At 30.3% G+C, this 15,829-nt stretch carries 15 protein-coding genes and 1 tRNA gene; 11 read left to right on the plus strand and 5 right to left on the minus strand.

The window, feature by feature from the left end:
* Positions 1 to 73 precede the first annotated feature (73 nt).
* Entirely contained in the window at positions 74 to 226 is a 153-nt protein-coding gene (locus TX50_RS09855) for a hypothetical protein (protein ID WP_011133307.1), read from the plus strand.
* On the opposite strand, the gene TX50_RS08975 is transcribed toward TX50_RS09855, so the two are convergent.
* From TX50_RS08975 to TX50_RS08990, 4 genes are all read right to left on the minus strand, one after another.
* The gene (locus TX50_RS08975; protein WP_011133308.1) at positions 216 to 827 is read right to left on the minus strand and encodes a TVP38/TMEM64 family protein; all 612 of its coding nucleotides are present in this window, start codon (positions 825 to 827) and stop codon (positions 216 to 218) included. The genes TX50_RS09855 and TX50_RS08975 overlap by 11 nt on opposite strands.
* A gap of 1 nt (position 828) precedes the next feature.
* Complete coding sequence (locus tag TX50_RS08980) at positions 829 to 3,585, minus strand: valine--tRNA ligase (RefSeq protein WP_011133309.1); 2,757 nt, start codon at positions 3,583 to 3,585, stop codon at positions 829 to 831.
* Positions 3,586 to 3,677: 92 nt separating this feature from the next.
* Complete coding sequence (locus tag TX50_RS08985; protein ID WP_011133310.1) at positions 3,678 to 4,010, minus strand: AIR synthase; 333 nt, start codon at positions 4,008 to 4,010, stop codon at positions 3,678 to 3,680.
* A 16-nt stretch (positions 4,011 to 4,026) separates the two neighbouring features.
* Positions 4,027 to 4,098 (minus strand) — tRNA-Val (locus TX50_RS08990).
* Between the two features lie 98 nt (positions 4,099 to 4,196).
* Here TX50_RS08990 and mazG point away from each other — a divergent pair.
* From mazG to TX50_RS09040, 10 genes are all read left to right on the plus strand, one after another.
* Entirely contained in the window at positions 4,197 to 5,051 is an 855-nt protein-coding gene (mazG, locus tag TX50_RS08995) for a nucleoside triphosphate pyrophosphohydrolase (RefSeq protein WP_011133311.1), read from the plus strand.
* Positions 5,048 to 5,899 (plus strand): polyamine aminopropyltransferase, encoded by an 852-nt coding sequence (speE, locus tag TX50_RS09000; protein ID WP_011133312.1) that lies wholly within the window; start codon positions 5,048 to 5,050, stop codon positions 5,897 to 5,899. The genes mazG and speE overlap by 4 nt, the downstream gene beginning before the upstream one ends.
* Position 5,900: 1 nt before the next feature.
* Positions 5,901 to 6,785, plus strand: a complete 885-nt coding sequence (speB, locus tag TX50_RS09005; protein ID WP_011133313.1) for an agmatinase — start codon at positions 5,901 to 5,903, stop codon at positions 6,783 to 6,785.
* Positions 6,786 to 6,835: 50 nt separating this feature from the next.
* A complete protein-coding gene (gene gcvT / locus TX50_RS09010; RefSeq protein ID WP_011133314.1) occupies positions 6,836 to 7,948 on the plus strand; it encodes a glycine cleavage system aminomethyltransferase GcvT in 1,113 nt (370 codons plus the stop codon).
* Positions 7,949 to 8,006: 58 nt separating this feature from the next.
* Positions 8,007 to 9,803: an aspartate--tRNA ligase gene (gene aspS, locus TX50_RS09015; protein WP_011133315.1), complete on the plus strand. Its 1,797-nt coding sequence runs from the start codon at positions 8,007 to 8,009 to the stop codon at positions 9,801 to 9,803.
* 74 nt (positions 9,804 to 9,877) lie between these two features.
* Positions 9,878 to 11,488: a CTP synthase gene (locus TX50_RS09020; RefSeq protein WP_011133316.1), complete on the plus strand. Its 1,611-nt coding sequence runs from the start codon at positions 9,878 to 9,880 to the stop codon at positions 11,486 to 11,488.
* 27 nt (positions 11,489 to 11,515) lie between these two features.
* On the plus strand, positions 11,516 to 12,187 hold the full coding sequence (locus TX50_RS09025; RefSeq protein WP_011133317.1) for a 7-carboxy-7-deazaguanine synthase QueE: 672 nt from the start codon (positions 11,516 to 11,518) through the stop codon (positions 12,185 to 12,187).
* Positions 12,188 to 12,192: 5 nt separating this feature from the next.
* Positions 12,193 to 12,867 carry a 7-cyano-7-deazaguanine synthase QueC gene (gene queC, locus TX50_RS09030; protein ID WP_011133318.1) on the plus strand — a complete coding sequence of 225 codons (675 nt, stop codon included), beginning with the start codon at positions 12,193 to 12,195 and terminating at the stop codon, positions 12,865 to 12,867.
* Positions 12,857 to 14,176, plus strand: a complete 1,320-nt coding sequence (locus TX50_RS09035) for an anthranilate synthase component I family protein (protein WP_011133319.1) — start codon at positions 12,857 to 12,859, stop codon at positions 14,174 to 14,176. The genes queC and TX50_RS09035 overlap by 11 nt, the downstream gene beginning before the upstream one ends.
* Positions 14,173 to 15,000: an aminotransferase class IV gene (locus TX50_RS09040; RefSeq protein ID WP_011133320.1), complete on the plus strand. Its 828-nt coding sequence runs from the start codon at positions 14,173 to 14,175 to the stop codon at positions 14,998 to 15,000. The genes TX50_RS09035 and TX50_RS09040 overlap by 4 nt, the downstream gene beginning before the upstream one ends.
* A 2-nt stretch (positions 15,001 to 15,002) precedes the next feature.
* Here TX50_RS09040 and cobA read toward each other — a convergent pair whose 3' ends face one another.
* The gene (gene cobA, locus TX50_RS09045) at positions 15,003 to 15,776 is read right to left on the minus strand and encodes a uroporphyrinogen-III C-methyltransferase (protein ID WP_036930751.1); all 774 of its coding nucleotides are present in this window, start codon (positions 15,774 to 15,776) and stop codon (positions 15,003 to 15,005) included.
* Between the last annotated feature and the right edge of the window lie 53 nt (positions 15,777 to 15,829).

Below are 15,829 nucleotides of genomic sequence, written 5' to 3' on the forward strand. Positions count from 1 at the left end.
AAAACTAAAAAAGTAGATAATGAAATACACTATGTAATGATTAATAAATTACTACCTAAAGATATTGATTTTTATGGATAACAACAATCTTTTCAAATATATTAAAACCCCTTGCGGTCAATCAAAATATATTGAATTACAATCTAATAAAAGTTTGCTTGGAAAATTAAGACTTTTTTGGTTTGTAATTATTGCTTCTATAAGAGATTGGAATATTAGAGACTAATTTCTTTTGACTCATTAATATATTCTTTAGCGTACTTTGCTGAAAAATAAACAACCAACAAAGTAGAAACCACACTTATAATTGTTATAAATAAATTATTTGTTGGCTGTAAATTTTTTAATTCCTGCAAGCTTTTTGCCAAGCTGCCTATAGAACAATAAAGAAATGTTCCAGGAATGATTCCTAAAAGACCAAGAGCAAAGTTTCTAAATTTAATATTATTTAACCCATAAAAATAATTAAGAATACTAAAAGGGAAGAGGGGAGAAAGTCGTGCTAAGAGGATTAATTTAAGACCACCTTTTTGCACTACTTGTTCCATAAGACTTAATCTGGGAAAACGATTAATAACTTTTTTAAGCTTTATTGATAAAAAACTTTTTGAAATAAAGAATGCTCCTGAAGCTCCAATAACTGCCGCAAAAAAAACTATAATTGAACCGAGATAAGAACCATATAAAAAACCAGATAATAAAGATAACCAAGAGGCAGGAAGAATTAATAAAACAATTAAAATATATAAAAGGATGAAAGCAAAAATGCCAATATTTGTATTAAAAAAATAGGCTAAGTTATAGATATTTTCAAAAATAAGAGTCATATCATTTTAATAATTTAAGTTTTTTATTTATTATTTCCGATTGCAAATTTCCTTCCTTCAACTTGGCAAAACATTCATCAACAATCTCTTTAGGAGCTTTGTCTATAAAGTTTTTGTTAGATATTCTCTTATTTAATGTTTCTATATCTGAATTAACTTTTTTCAGGTCCTTGGTAAGTCTATCCTTCAAAGCTTCCAGATTTACAAAATCATTAAAGGGTAAATAGACTTCTAAATCACCAATAATTCCAGAAAAGGATTGAGCAAAATTATTTTTATCGATATCCTTAGATTTACAAATAATAACTTCAGATGACTTAGTAAAAGTTTTAATATCAACTATTAAAGTTTTCAAGAAGTTAGTTAATTCAACATTATCTGAAATTAAGTAGACAGGAACCAGTTGAGATGGCTTAAGTCCTAACTCAACCCTAAGATTTCTAATCAATCTAATTATTTCAAAGAGCTCATGAAAGGATTTATCTATTTGAGAATTTATATATTTTTTTTCTAATACAGGCCATTTCTGAAGAGATAACAAAATTTGTTCAGGTTTAATTTGCAATTTATGCCAAAGTTCTTCAGTGATATGCGGCATAAAGGGATGCATCATAACCAACACATCAGTTAGTACTTTGATTAATATTTTTTCAGATATTTTTCTGTTATGGGTTTCTTTATTATTAAATTTTTGTTTTGCAAATTCAACATACCAATCACAAAAGTCATTCCATGCAAATTCATATAATAATTTTGCAGATTCGCCTAATTTATATTCAATTAAAAGATTAGATACTTTTGTATTCAACTGATTTAATTTTGATAAAATCCACTTATCAGATAATTCTAAATTTTTTTCATCACTCTCATTTAAAGAACAGTTTTCAGAAAAAGTTTTATTTATTAAAACAAATTTAGTAGCATTCCAAAGTTTATTTGCAAAATTCCTTGATGCTTCAACTGTTGAAGAAGTATTTTCTTTCCTATCATAATCAAGCCTTATATCCTGACCAGCGCCAGCGACTTCACGAAGTAAAGCAAATCGCAAAGCATCAGAACCATATTTATCAATCAAAAGCAAAGGATCAATTCCGTTACCTGAACTTTTACTCATTTTTTTATTATTTTCATCTCGAACTAAACCATGAATATAAACATCTTTAAATGGAATATTATTCGTAAAAGTTTTCCCCATCATTGTCATTCTTGCAACCCAAAAGAAAATAATATCGAAACCAGTAATTAAAACACTATTTGGATACCATTTTTTAAAATCTGCATCATTGATATTAGGCCACCCCAATGTAGAAAAAGGCCATAAACCACTTGAAAACCAAGTATCTAAAACGTCCTTATCACGTATAAGTTGCAAATTAGACCCAAATTCTTTAGTAGCTTTGCTTAATGCTTCTTTCTCATTTCTGGCGACAACATATGGAGTATTTTGATCTATTGAGTCTTCTGATTGTTTTAATACATACCATGCAGGAATTTGATGTCCCCACCATAATTGTCTACTAATACACCAATCATTGATATTATCTAGCCAATCTTTATAAACTTTCTCCCAACGCTGAGGAATAAAGGTAGGCTTTTTAGAATCAAGTTCTTTTAGACAACTTGAAGAAATATTGTCCATTTTCAAAAACCACTGGGTTGACAATAATGGCTCAATTGGCACTTTACCTCTATCAGAAAAAGGTACTGTATTTTTATAGTTTTCTATTTTAGTTAATAAACCTAAAGTATCTAATTCCTTTATGATTTTTTTTCTAGCATCAAATCTATCTAAATCCTGAAACTTTCCTGCATTAATATTAAGAGTTCCATCTTTATTCATTATATTGATTTGCTTTAAATTATTCCTTTTGCCGATAGCAAAATCATTAGGATCATGAGCTGGGGTAACCTTTACACAACCTGTACCAAAATCCTTATCAACATGTATGTCAGATATAACAGGTATTTCTCTATCAACAAAAGGTACTTTCACTTTTTTATCAATATATTTTTTATATCTTTCATCGTTTGGATTTACAGCTAAAGCGGTATCTCCCAATAAGGTTTCAGGTCGAGTTGTTGCGACCTCTAAATATTTATCTAAGATTTGACCCTGATCAGAAATTAGTGGATATTTAAAATGCCATAAGTATCCATTAACCTCCTGCATTTCAACTTCAAGATCACTAACTGCTGATTGAGATGCTGGACACCAATTAACTAAATATTCACCTCTATAAATTAGTTTTTTCTCATGCAAAATATTAAATGCTTCAACAACTGCTTCATTCAATTTTTCATCTAAAGTAAATCGTTCCCTTTCCCAGTCTACGGAATACCCAATCCTCTTTAATTGGGATATTATTTTACCCCCACTTTGCTCTTTCCAAATCCATGCTCTTTTTAAAAATTCCTCTCTGCCAATATCTTCGCTATTTTTACCCTCAGTTTTTAATTGTTTTTCAAGAATAGTTTGAACGGCTATTGAAGCATGATCGGTACCAGGTAAACATAAAACATTTTTACCAAGAAGTCTTTGAAATCGAATAATCACGTCTATCAATGCAGTATTGAAAGCATGGCCCATATGCAAAGACCCTGTTACATTTGGCGGCGGAATAACTATACAAAAAGGATCCCCGTTATCACTAGGATTAGGACTAAATGCTCTTAAACTATCCCATCGCTTTTGCCATTTTTGTTCTACCTGTGAAGGCAGATAATTATTTAATGTAAGTTCATCATTCGACTCATTCATTTGCAATAGTTATTTCATTAGCTTTTTACTTATTTTATATTGATAGGAGCAAATAATAATAAAAAATATCAGTTTGCAAAATATATGTAAAACTACAAGAGTTTAAAACCAGAACCACAAGCACACCTCTTGGCATTTTTAGGAGTTGAGATAAGAAAACCTCCACCACTTAAATCACTGTAATAATCAAGTTTTAAATCTTTTAACAAGGAGAACTTTTTAGTATCAGCATATAAAGTTATGCCTTCAGTTCTGGATATTGGAGATCCATTAAATGTACCTGGTTTTAATTTAATATGCATCCAACCTTCTTCATCACTAATTAAAGCAATGGACATTTCACCCGGCGATCCTCCAAAAGATGCTTGCCTTGAAAGCTCTGATGCTGCAGTTTGACTGATTGAAAGATTAACGATCTCAGTCATTGTTATAAAAAGAAAATGGGCGATCCAGGGTTCGAACCAGGGACATCCTGCTTGTAAGGCAGGCGCTCTACCGCTGAGCTAATCGCCCTATAATTATCCATTCTAGTAGATGAAGTTGAAAATTTTATAATTAGTCTTTAAAAATTTCATGATTAAGTCAAAATTGAATAAATAAGATACAGTTTTATGAACTTAAACAATGGATATAACAATCAGAAAGATAGTGATCAAAACACTTTAGAGAGTTTCAAGATTTTAATATCAAATATTAAATATTTAAAAGATAAAACATGGGGCTGCCCATGGCAAAAAATACAGTCACATAAATCCTTGATCCCATTTTTAAATGAAGAAAGTAGTGAATTGATTGATGCAATATATGAAAAAAACGCGAATAATATTTGTGAAGAATTAGGGGATCTCCTATTACAAATAATGCTTCATTCGGAAATTGGCTTTGAAGAAAAAGAATTTGAATTAAAAGATGTTATTGAAAATTTAAATAAAAAAATTATTAATAGACATCCCTATATTTTTAAAAAAAAAGAAAAAGTATCATTAAAAAAGTCACAAGAAATTTGGAGAAATATTAAAAATTCTGAAAATAAGACGTTCTATAAGAAATCATCAATTAGTAGACAATTAAATTCAAAAGTAAAAAGTTTACCTGCTACTATAGGTTCAAACCAGATTACTAATACTGTTAAAGAATACGGTTTTAAATGGGAAAGTAGTAATAAGATTTTTGATAAATTAGATGAAGAAATATGCGAATTAAAAGAAGCAATAAAAAGTAAAAAGGCACATGAAATCAAAGATGAATTTGGAGATGTTTACTTTACTTTGATAAGTCTTTCAAACTTTCTAAAAATAAATCCAGAATCATCTCTTCAAAAAACTAATAAAAAATTTTTAGACAGATTTGCAATAATGGAAGATCAGGTAGGAGATAATATTAGAAAACAAAACCCAAAAGATTTTCAGCGGCTTTGGGAAGTTGCTAAAAAAACACTAATGAGAGAAAAATTGAAAAAAAAATGAAAGATATGCCAACTTGGATAGATGAGTACCACAAAGGCTCAAGATTTGGACTTAATGGGAAAGTATTACTTAAAAAAAATTCTAAATATCAAGAAATTCTCATTATAGAGACTGATTTTTATGGTAAAGCTTTAATGTTAGATGGATGTTGGATGACGTCAGTGAGAGACGAAAAATATTATCATGAATGTCTTGTCCATCCAGCGTTAAGTAGCATTGATAAGAAATCTCACATACTGATTATTGGAGGAGGTGATGGTGGAACTGCAAGAGAATGCTTAAAATACTCTCAAGTTTCAAAAATTGATTTGGTAGAAATTGATGAAGAAGTCATCAAAGTATCTAAAACATTTTTAAAAGAAATTGGAGGTGGAGCGTGGAGTGATAAAAGATTAGCTATTCATATTGATGATGGAGTTAAATGGGTGGAAACAACTAAAGATAATTCTTATGATGTTATTTTTATAGATTGTTCAGATCCATCAGAATTTTCTAATTTATTATTCACAGATTCCTTTTATAAAGAATGTAAAAGAATACTCACGAAAAAGGGAATATTAGCGACTCAAAGCGAATCACCTGAATCATTCGAAAATATTCATATACATATTTTGAAATCACTCAATAAAATATTCAAATTATCTGAAACTATGTATTCATTTGTGCCAATATATCCAAGTGGTATTTGGAGTTGGACATTCGCTTCGGATGAAGAATTAAATTTATCAAAAGTCAATTACAAAGAAGTCATGGAAATAGAAAATAATTGTGATGTTTGGAATTTAAATTTTCAAAATGCTGCATTCAAAATGATGCCAAATAAAATTGTAAAAAAACTCAATTCGTAAAATGATCAATAAAAATTTATTTGATAACGAAAGTGCAATTTTTATGGGAGCCAAAAGAAATCCAGATGATTGTTCAATTGGAATATTTGGAGTCAATTATGACGGTACATGCTCTTATAAGTCAGGGACTAGATTTGGTCCAAATGCCATAAGGCTAGTAAGCACATGCTTAGAGACATTTTGTCCAAGATTAGGAAAGGATTTAGAAGATTTTAATTATGTTGATTTTGGTTCACTAGAAATAGATAAAAATGACTCAATATCTGTCATTAAAGCAGTCAAATCAGCAACAGATTTCATTATGAGTAGCAAGCTTACTCCCATTATGCTTGGAGGTGAGCACTCTATTACTAGTGGTGCTATTGAGGCGTTAGTAAATAGATATCCAGATCTGATTTTAATTCAACTAGATGCTCATGCAGATCTAAGAACCTCATATATGGGGAATGAACATAGTCATGCTTGTGCAATGCAAAGATGCTTAGATATTTTACCTGAAAAAAAGATTTTGCAAGTCGGAATAAGAAGTGGTACCAAAGAAGAATTTAAATTTATGAGTCAAAAAAAGCAATTAGTAAAATTCTTGCCAGGAGGGAATGCTCAAGAATTTAAAAAAGCCCTTCTTCCTTACTCTAATTCGCCAATATATTTAACAATAGATTTGGATTGGTTTGATCCAAGTTTATTACCTGGTACGGGAACTCCAGAACCAGGAGGTTTTTTTTGGAATGACTTTGAAGTAATTCTTGAAACTCTAAAAGAATTTAGAATTGTCGCTTCAGATATTGTGGAATTATCTCCAGAAATTGACAATAGCGGAGTTAGTAGTATAGTTGCCGCAAAAGTACTGAGAAGCTTAATTATGTCAGTACAAAATATGCAATAAAAAATTTCTAAACTAAAGTATGAAAAGCTAAATAACTCATTAAATGTTTCATGGATTTGCTTAAAAGTCCACTTTATTCAAAATATATTGAGTCAAATGCAAAATTAGTAAATTTTGCAGGTTGGGAAATGCCCATATCCTTTTCGGGATTAATAAACGAACATGAATCAGTAAGAACATCAGCAGGATTCTTTGATATTTCCCACATGGGTGTAATTTCTCTTAGAGGAATTAATCCAAAAGAATATATTCAAAAATTTTTTCCTACTAATTTATATTCCTTTTCAGAAGGACAAGGGCTTTATACATTAATGCTGAATGAAAAGGGAGGAATAATAGATGACCTAATAATTTATGACCTTGGTCAACAAGAAGAGGATATCTCAGAAATTTTTTTAATAGTAAATGCGAGCAGATACCAAACTGATTTCTCTTGGATTAAAAATAATTTAAATACCAATAATATTTCAATATCAAATGCTAAAAAAGATAAGGTCCTCTTTGCACTACAAGGCAAAAATTCCTTTAAATTATTCGAAGAATGGATTAAATCATCGATTTCACATATCCCTTACTTTGGTTGTGAATATAAAATCTTTAAACATATTTCGTCCAAAGAAAAGATTTTCTTTTCGAAAACGGGCTATACAGGTGAAAACGGTTTAGAAATCCTATTATCCGCAAAAGCAGCAATTAATTTATGGGATTTCTTAGTTTCAAAAAATATTAAGCCTTGTGGTTTAGGTGCTAGAGATACCTTAAGACTTGAAGCAGGAATGCACTTGTATGGACAAGATTTAAATGAAACAACTACACCATATGAAGCAGGATTAGGTTGGCTAGTACATTTAGAAAATAATCATGACTTTTTTGGAAGAGAGTTTCTTGAAAAACAATCAAGATTTGGAATTAATAAAAAGTTAGTTGGTCTAAATATTGAAGGGAGAGCTATTGGAAGAAAAGGATGCGAAGTATTTAAAGATGGAGAAAATATTGGAACTATAACTAGCGGTAGTTGGTCCCCTACTAAGCAAAAGGCAATAGCTTTTGCTTATATTCAAAATTCTTACGCTACTTTAAATAATGTTGTTGAAATTTTAATCAGAGGTAAAACATTCAAAGGGACCATAACGAAAAGAGCTTTTTATAAAAAAGATATTTAACTAAATTTACCCTTGAAGAATTATTATTGTTAATTATTGCTCAATAAGTAATTTCTAGATGCGAAACAAAATTTGTGAAGAACTCAATAAGTCAGATATTGGGAAAGTAGTTAATTTATGTGGATGGGTTGATCGAAGAAGGGATCATGGTGGAGTAATTTTTATAGATTTGCGTGATCATAGTGGATTTATGCAAATTACTATTAATCCTGAAGATGGTGAGACTCTTTTTAAACAGGCTGAGATTTTAAGAAATGAAACTGTGATAATGGTTAATGGAATTGTTAATGAAAGGCCAAAAGATTCGATAAATAAAAATATTCTCACTGGAGAGTTAGAACTAAAAGTTAAAGATCTACAAATTCTTAATCAAATAAAAAATAATTTACCATTTCCTATCTCAGTACATGATTATGAAAATACAAAAGAAGAGCTTAGACTAAAATATAGATATTTAGATCTTAGAAGAGGAAAATTACTCAAAAATTTAAAAACAAGGCATAAAATTATTAAAGCAGTAAGAGAATATCTTGATAATTCTGGATTTACAGAGGTCGAAACACCATTACTGACAAAATCGACTCCAGAAGGAGCTAGAGATTTTTTAGTTCCAGCGAGACTTTCAAACGGTGAGTTTTTTGCTTTACCACAATCTCCACAATTATTTAAACAACTTTTAATGGTAGGAGGGTTAGACAAGTACTATCAAATCGCAAAATGTTTCCGTGATGAAGATCTAAGAGCTGATAGACAACCAGAATTTACTCAGCTTGATATTGAAATGAGTTTTATAAGTGAAGAAGAAATCATTTCTTTTAATGAAAAACTAATAAAAAATGTATGGAAAAATGTACTAAATATAAACTTCAATGAGGAGTTTCCAAGAATGACTTGGCAGGAGGCCATGGACAACTATGGAACAGACAGACCAGATACAAGATATGAAATGTTACTTAAAAATTTAGGTGGGATACTCGGCAATATTGGTTTTAACATTTTCACTAAAGCAATTCAGAATGGGGGAGCAATAAAATCCATAACTATTAAAGATGGAAACACAAGTATTAGTAACGTTCGAATCAAACCTGGAGGAGATATTTTTAAAGTTGCCCAAGATGCAGGAGCTGGAGGTTTAGCATTCATAAGAGTTAAAGGAGATGAACTTGAAACAATTGGAGCAATAAAAAATAATTTAAATAAAGATCATATCTCTACTATTTTAAAAATAACAGAAGCAAAAGATGGGGACTTAATTCTTTTAGGGGCTGGAAATACTCAAATTGTAAATCAATCATTAGATAGAGTCAGGCAATATATTGCAAAAGATTTAAAGCTAATAGAGAAGGATAAATGGAACTTTTTATGGGTCACAGATTTCCCTATGTTTGAAATGAATGAAGAAGAAAAAAGATTTGAAGCTTTACACCATCCGTTTTGTTCTCCTAAAAATATTAAGCTTGAAGATTCAAAAGAATTAAAAGAAAAAATAGAGAGCTCTACAGCACATGCTTATGACTTAGTACTAAATGGATTAGAGTTAGGTGGTGGCTCTCTGCGTATCCATCAAGCTGAAATGCAAAGAGAAGTTCTTAGAACAGTTGGATTAACAGATAATCAAATTAATGAAAAATTTGGTTTTTTAATTGAAGCTCTCGAAATGGGTGCTCCACCTCATGGGGGAATAGCATTTGGGGTAGATCGGATAACAATGCTTATTTTGGGGGAAGATTCAATTAGGGAAACAATCGCTTTTCCAAAAAATCAACAAGCAAAATGTCTTCTTACAAATGCACCTTCAAATGTCTCCAAATCCCAATTAAAAGAATTAGATATTGAAATAACAATTGATGAATAAACTATTTATGGATGATCAATAAATTTTTTGTTTAAATAAAGTATAAGGAGGTTGTGCTTAATTAAAAATATTGCATGTCAAAGTTTGTTTTTGTTACTGGAGGAGTCGTTTCTAGCATAGGTAAAGGTATTGTTGCCGCAAGCTTAGGAAGATTATTAAAATCAAGAGGGTATAGCGTTTCAATACTTAAACTAGATCCCTATCTAAATGTTGACCCAGGAACAATGAGCCCGTTTCAACATGGCGAAGTTTTCGTTACCGAAGATGGAGCTGAAACAGATTTAGATTTAGGTCACTATGAGAGATTTACTGACACTGCAATGACTCGTTTAAATAGTGTCACTACAGGATCCATCTACCAAGCAGTAATTAATAAAGAAAGAAGAGGGAGTTACAACGGAGGTACAGTTCAAGTTATTCCTCACATCACAAGAGAAATAAGAGAAAGGATTCATAGAGTAGCAGCTAACAGCAATGCTGATATCGTTATAACTGAGATTGGTGGAACAGTAGGAGATATTGAATCTCTACCCTTTTTAGAGGCTATAAGAGAATTTAAAAATGATGTTAATAAAAATGATGTCGCTTATATTCACGTAACTTTACTTCCTTATATCAAAACATCTGGTGAGATAAAAACTAAACCTACTCAACATTCTGTAAAGGAGTTACGATCCATTGGTATACAACCAGATTTACTTGTATGCAGAAGTGATAAAGAAATTAATGAAGGGCTAAAAAGAAAACTAAGTGGTTTCTGCGGAGTTAATCTTAATTGTGTAATTGAAGCATTAGATGCTGATAGTATTTATTCAGTTCCTCTTTCTTTAAAGAATGAAGGTTTATGTAAACAGACTTTAAATTGTCTAGAACTCGAAGATAAAGAATGTGATTTAGAGAATTGGGAAAAAATAATTCATAATCTTAGAAATCCTGGTAACCCTATAAAGGTTGCTTTAGTTGGAAAATATATAGAACTTGGTGATGCATATCTTTCAGTAGTGGAGGCATTAAGGCATGCTTGTATTGAACAAAAAGCTTTATTAGATTTGTATTGGATAAGTGCTGAAATGATCGAAGAGAAATCAGCCGAAGAGTATTTAAATGATGTTGACGCAATTGTAGTTCCAGGAGGATTTGGAAATAGAGGAGTGAATGGAAAAATTGAAGCAATAAAATTTGCAAGAGAAAAGAATATTCCTTTCCTAGGTTTATGTTTAGGTATGCAATGCGCAGTAATAGAATGGGCAAGAAATATAGCCCAATTACCTGATGCATCTAGCTCAGAATTAAATCCAGATTCCGAAAACCCGGTTATTCATTTATTACCTGAACAAGAAGACATTGTTGATCTTGGAGGAACTATGAGATTAGGAGTTTATCCTTGTAGACTTCAAAAAAATACAACTGGTAAAGAGTTGTATAACGAAGATGTTATATATGAGAGACATCGACATAGATATGAATTTAATAATTACTACAAACAAAGTTTTTTAGATTCTGGATACAAAATCAGTGGTACATCACCAGATGGAAGATTAGTAGAATTAATTGAATTAGTTGATCATCCATATTTTTTAGCATGTCAATACCATCCTGAATTCTTATCAAGGCCAGGGAAGCCACATCCATTATTTAAAGGGTTGATCAAAGCATCGCAGGAAAAATTAGAGCAATCAAATTAATATTATTTATTTTTCTTGAATGCAATAATGACAAATTTCTTACCATTAGTAGAAAAATTTCATTCATTACAAGGAGAGGGTTTTCATACAGGCCAAAGTGCCTTCTTTATAAGACTAGCTGGATGTAGCGTTGGATGCTCATGGTGCGATACTAAACATTCTTGGGATAAAGAAAAATACCCTTTAATACCAATCAAAAAAATCATTGATGAAATAAAAAAGGCTCGAAAAAAAGGGGCATCTTTTTTAGTTATCACTGGTGGTGAGCCTTTACATCATAATTTAGATAATTTGTGCCAAGCTATAAATAAAGAAACTTCTGAAAAGGATCAAAACCCAATCAAGATTCATATTGAAACAAGTGGCGTAAACAAAATGTCAGGTAATTACGATTGGATTACTTTATCTCCAAAAAGACATTTACCCCCAAAAACTTATTTTTTAGAAAACTTTAATGAATTAAAAATAATTATCAATGATAAAAAAGATATTGATTTTGCAATTGATATAAAGCAAGAAATAATGAACAAATATCAGAACCTATCATCAAAAGACAATTTTTATAAGTTAGATAAAAAATATTATGTACAGCCCGCTTGGGAAAACGCAAGAGGGTTTTCACTTACGATTGATTTTGTTAAAAATAATCCTGAATGGAACTTAAGTCTTCAGACACATAAATACTTAAAGATTAAATAATTTATATGGATTTAAAAAATAAATCTGCAGTAATTTTATTATCAGGAGGCTTAGATTCTTCAACTGTTACAGGCTTAGCAAAAGCGTCCAAAGCTAAAATATTTGGCTTATCTTTTGATTACGGACAAAGACATAAAAAAGAATTAGATTCCGCATTCACAATAGCCAATCACTTTGAAATAGAGGAATTCAAAATAGTAAAGCTTGACTTATCTTTGTGGGGCGGGTCATCTCTTACAGATATAAAAAAAGATTTACCTATTGATGGCATACAGCAAAATACAATTCCAAACACCTATGTGCCTGGAAGAAATACAATCTTTATTTCTGTTGCGTTAAGCTATGCTGAGGCAATAAATGCTGATTTAATAGGCCTAGGAGTTAATGCACTAGATTATTCTGGTTATCCTGATTGCAGACCTGATTACATTAAAAAGTTTCAAGAACTAGCTAATCTTGCTAACAAACGTGGAAGAGAAGAAAATCCAATTAAACTTTGGACACCTTTACTCGATCTAAATAAAGAAGATATTATTCAATTAGCTTTTGATAATAATGTTCCTTTAGAAAAAACATGGAGTTGTTATTCAGGAAATTTAGAACCCTGTGGAAAATGTGATAGTTGCCGAATTAGACAAACAGCCTACAAAAAATGGCAAATAAAAAAGAATGAGAATTAAGACAAAAAAATTATCTAAGTGGCTTGATCCAGAATTGATAGCTAAACATTTTGCATTGAAATTTGGAGACCATGGATTGTCTTGGTTAGATAGTGATGGGAAAGATAATGGAGAATGGTCTATTTTAGGAATTAACCCAAAGGAAATTATTTGCTCTAGAGATATCAATAATTTGAATATTGATAATAATCCATTTTTTAAATTAGAAAAAATTGATAGAGGATTTTGGATGGGCTGGTTAAACTTTGAGGCGGGCGCATATATCGAGCCAAAAAATCCATGGAAGAATAATGAAATATCGACTTTGTGGATTGCATCTTATGATCCAATTATTAAATTTAATCTAGTTTCTAATGAAATAATTCTTGAAGGAACTAGTTCTACTGAAATAAATAAATTTGAAAAAATAATTTTAAATATTAATGCTGAAAAAGAAAAAAATTCTATTAAAAATAATCTGAAATTTGATTTTTCAAAAATTAATTTAAAAGAAATAACCAACGAATTTGAAACAAATATTTTAAAAGTTAAGAAATTAATATCTATAGGAGATATTTTTCAAGCAAATCTAACAACTCAATGTGAGGTTGAAGCTTTAGAAACTTATAGTTCTTTAAACATATATTCTAAAATAAGAAGAAAATTGAAAGCTCCTTTTGGAGGAATAATAATAAATAATTCAAAGGGAATCAACGAATCAGTATTATCAACTTCACCTGAAAGATTTTTGAAAATAGACAAAGAAGGATATGTCGAATCAAGACCTATCAAAGGCACAAGATCCAGACACCAAGATGAAACTCAAGATGCCTTAAATGCCATAGATTTGATAACAAATGAAAAAGATAGAGCTGAAAATATTATGATTGTTGACCTCTTAAGAAACGATTTAAGCAAAGTATGCGAAATAGGAAGTATTGAGGTTCCAGAAATATTAAAACTTGAGAGTTACTTGAAAGTACATCACCTTACATCAGTAATTAGAGGGAAACTAAAAAAGGATAAAAGCTGGGTTGACTTACTAATTGCTTGCTGGCCAGGAGGCTCAATAACTGGGGCTCCAAAATTACGTTCATGCCAAAGGCTATTTGAAATAGAAAAAAATGGAAGAGGACCTTACTGTGGATCCTTCATAAAAGTTGACTGGAATGGAGAGTTTGATAGCAACATACTAATAAGATCATTTATAGTAAAAGGCAAAAAAATTAATATATCTGCTGGTTGCGGAATAGTTAGTGATTCTGATCCTCAAAATGAAACAGAAGAACTAAAGTGGAAACTTTTGCCTTTAATAGATTCGTTAAAATGAAACAGAATATAGGTTGGCATAAAGATAAATGGCTAGATATTGAAAATATTTATATATCAGCAAATGATAGAGGTCTAAAGTTTGGAGATGGAATATTCGAAACTGTTTTGATAAAAAAGAATAATGCTGTTTTGCTAGACGAACATATTCAAAGACTAGAAAATAGCAATAGAGTTTTAAATATGAATTTGAATATTAATAAATCACATTTAAAAAACATTATTAGTCTAGGTATTAAAAAATTATCTCTTAAAAACGAGCAATTAGGATCAATTAGAATTAACTACAGCAGAGGCTTGAATAAAGGCAGATCAATTAGAATTAATAAAGATCAACAGGAAGATTATAAAAATAATTTATGGATTGAATTTTATATTATAAAACCTAGTTTTTCTCCAATAAGTACATTTATTAGTCAAACAGAAAAAAGAAATCAATATAGTTTAATTAATCAATGTAAAACTTTCTCATATAATCAATCAATACAAGCACTAATAGAAGCTAATAAAAAATTGTTTGATGATTGTTTAATATTAAATACTGCTGATGAACTATGTTGTGGTAGTACTTTTAATATCTTACTGAAAAGAGATAATGTATGGATGACACCAAGAAAAGAAAGTGGATGTCTTCAGGGAATCATGGTTAAAAAAGCTATAAAATTAAAAATAATTAAAGAAGAATTGATCTTACCTAAATTTTATAATAATGATATTTTAATTGCAATTAATAGTTTATCTTGTAGGCAAATTAATAGAGTAAATGATATAGAATTTACAACAACTTTTGATCCAAAGTATTTCTGGGAATTGTTGTATAAGTAAGATTATTTCTTTTCTGGAAAAAAAGCATCAGATAGGTTATTTATATAGTTATTAACTTTAAACCCAACAATACTTCCGATAACGATAATCGATGGTGAAGAGAAACCTTTGTTACTTATTGTCTCTGCCAAATTCTTTAATTCTGAAATTAAACATTTTTGATTATTTAAAGTTGCTTCTTGAATAACAGCACATTTAGTATTTTCATCCAAACCGCCTATTAGTAATTCTTTAACAATAAATCCTATATTTCTCATGCCCATATAAATTACTAAACCATCAGATGATTTAGCTAATAATCTCCAATTAACAGTCTTTTTATCTTTATTAATATCTTCATGTCCAGTGACAAAAGTTATAGAGCTTCCTGCTTCTCGATGAGTTAATGGGATCCCAAAATTTGAAGGAGCAGCTATTCCAGAAGTTATCCCAGGGACAATTTCAACTGAAATCCCATTTTTTTCTAAAAAAGATACTTCTTCACCACCTCGTGAAAAAACAAAAGGATCACCTCCTTTAAGCCTTACAACATTCTTTCCTTCTTTTGCTAATTTCACAATAAGTAAATTAGTATCAGCCTGAGGAACAGAACACAACCCAGCCCTTTTACCTACATTAAATATTTCAGTTTTCTTATTAGTCTCCTTTATGATTTGGGGAGAAACTAACGCATCATGGACCAAAGCATCACAACTTTTGATAAGTCGTAAGGCTTTTAAAGTTAGCAGCTCAGGGTCACCAGGACCTGCTCCAACTAAATAAACTATACCGGGCACATTAATCTCCATTAACAAGTATGGTAGTAAAAGAAAATTGTATTGTAGATAAA

It is taken from the genome of Prochlorococcus marinus subsp. pastoris str. CCMP1986, assembly GCF_000011465.1.
Lineage (GTDB): Bacteria > Cyanobacteriota > Cyanobacteriia > PCC-6307 > Cyanobiaceae > Prochlorococcus_A > Prochlorococcus_A pastoris.

Bases quoted from the DNA above. Each gene is read 5' to 3' on its own strand.
- TX50_RS09025 (WP_011133317.1), top strand. From the start codon at position 11,516: ATGACAAATTTCTTACCATTAGTAGAAAAATTTCATTCATTACAAGGA.
- TX50_RS08985 (WP_011133310.1), bottom strand. From the start codon at position 4,010: ATGACTGAGATCGTTAATCTTTCAATCAGTCAAACTGCAGCATCAGAG.
- aspS (WP_011133315.1), top strand. From the start codon at position 8,007: ATGCGAAACAAAATTTGTGAAGAACTCAATAAGTCAGATATTGGGAAA.
- queC (WP_011133318.1), top strand. From the start codon at position 12,193: ATGGATTTAAAAAATAAATCTGCAGTAATTTTATTATCAGGAGGCTTA.
- TX50_RS09040 (WP_011133320.1), top strand. From the start codon at position 14,173: ATGAAACAGAATATAGGTTGGCATAAAGATAAATGGCTAGATATTGAA.
- speE (WP_011133312.1), top strand. From the start codon at position 5,048: ATGAAAGATATGCCAACTTGGATAGATGAGTACCACAAAGGCTCAAGA.
- speB (WP_011133313.1), top strand. From the start codon at position 5,901: ATGATCAATAAAAATTTATTTGATAACGAAAGTGCAATTTTTATGGGA.
- TX50_RS09020 (WP_011133316.1), top strand. From the start codon at position 9,878: ATGTCAAAGTTTGTTTTTGTTACTGGAGGAGTCGTTTCTAGCATAGGT.
- TX50_RS09855 (WP_011133307.1), top strand. From the start codon at position 74: ATGGATAACAACAATCTTTTCAAATATATTAAAACCCCTTGCGGTCAA.
- mazG (WP_011133311.1), top strand. From the start codon at position 4,197: ATGAACTTAAACAATGGATATAACAATCAGAAAGATAGTGATCAAAAC.
- TX50_RS09035 (WP_011133319.1), top strand. From the start codon at position 12,857: ATGAGAATTAAGACAAAAAAATTATCTAAGTGGCTTGATCCAGAATTG.
- TX50_RS08980 (WP_011133309.1), bottom strand. From the start codon at position 3,585: ATGAATGAGTCGAATGATGAACTTACATTAAATAATTATCTGCCTTCA.
- TX50_RS08975 (WP_011133308.1), bottom strand. From the start codon at position 827: ATGACTCTTATTTTTGAAAATATCTATAACTTAGCCTATTTTTTTAAT.
- gcvT (WP_011133314.1), top strand. From the start codon at position 6,836: ATGGATTTGCTTAAAAGTCCACTTTATTCAAAATATATTGAGTCAAAT.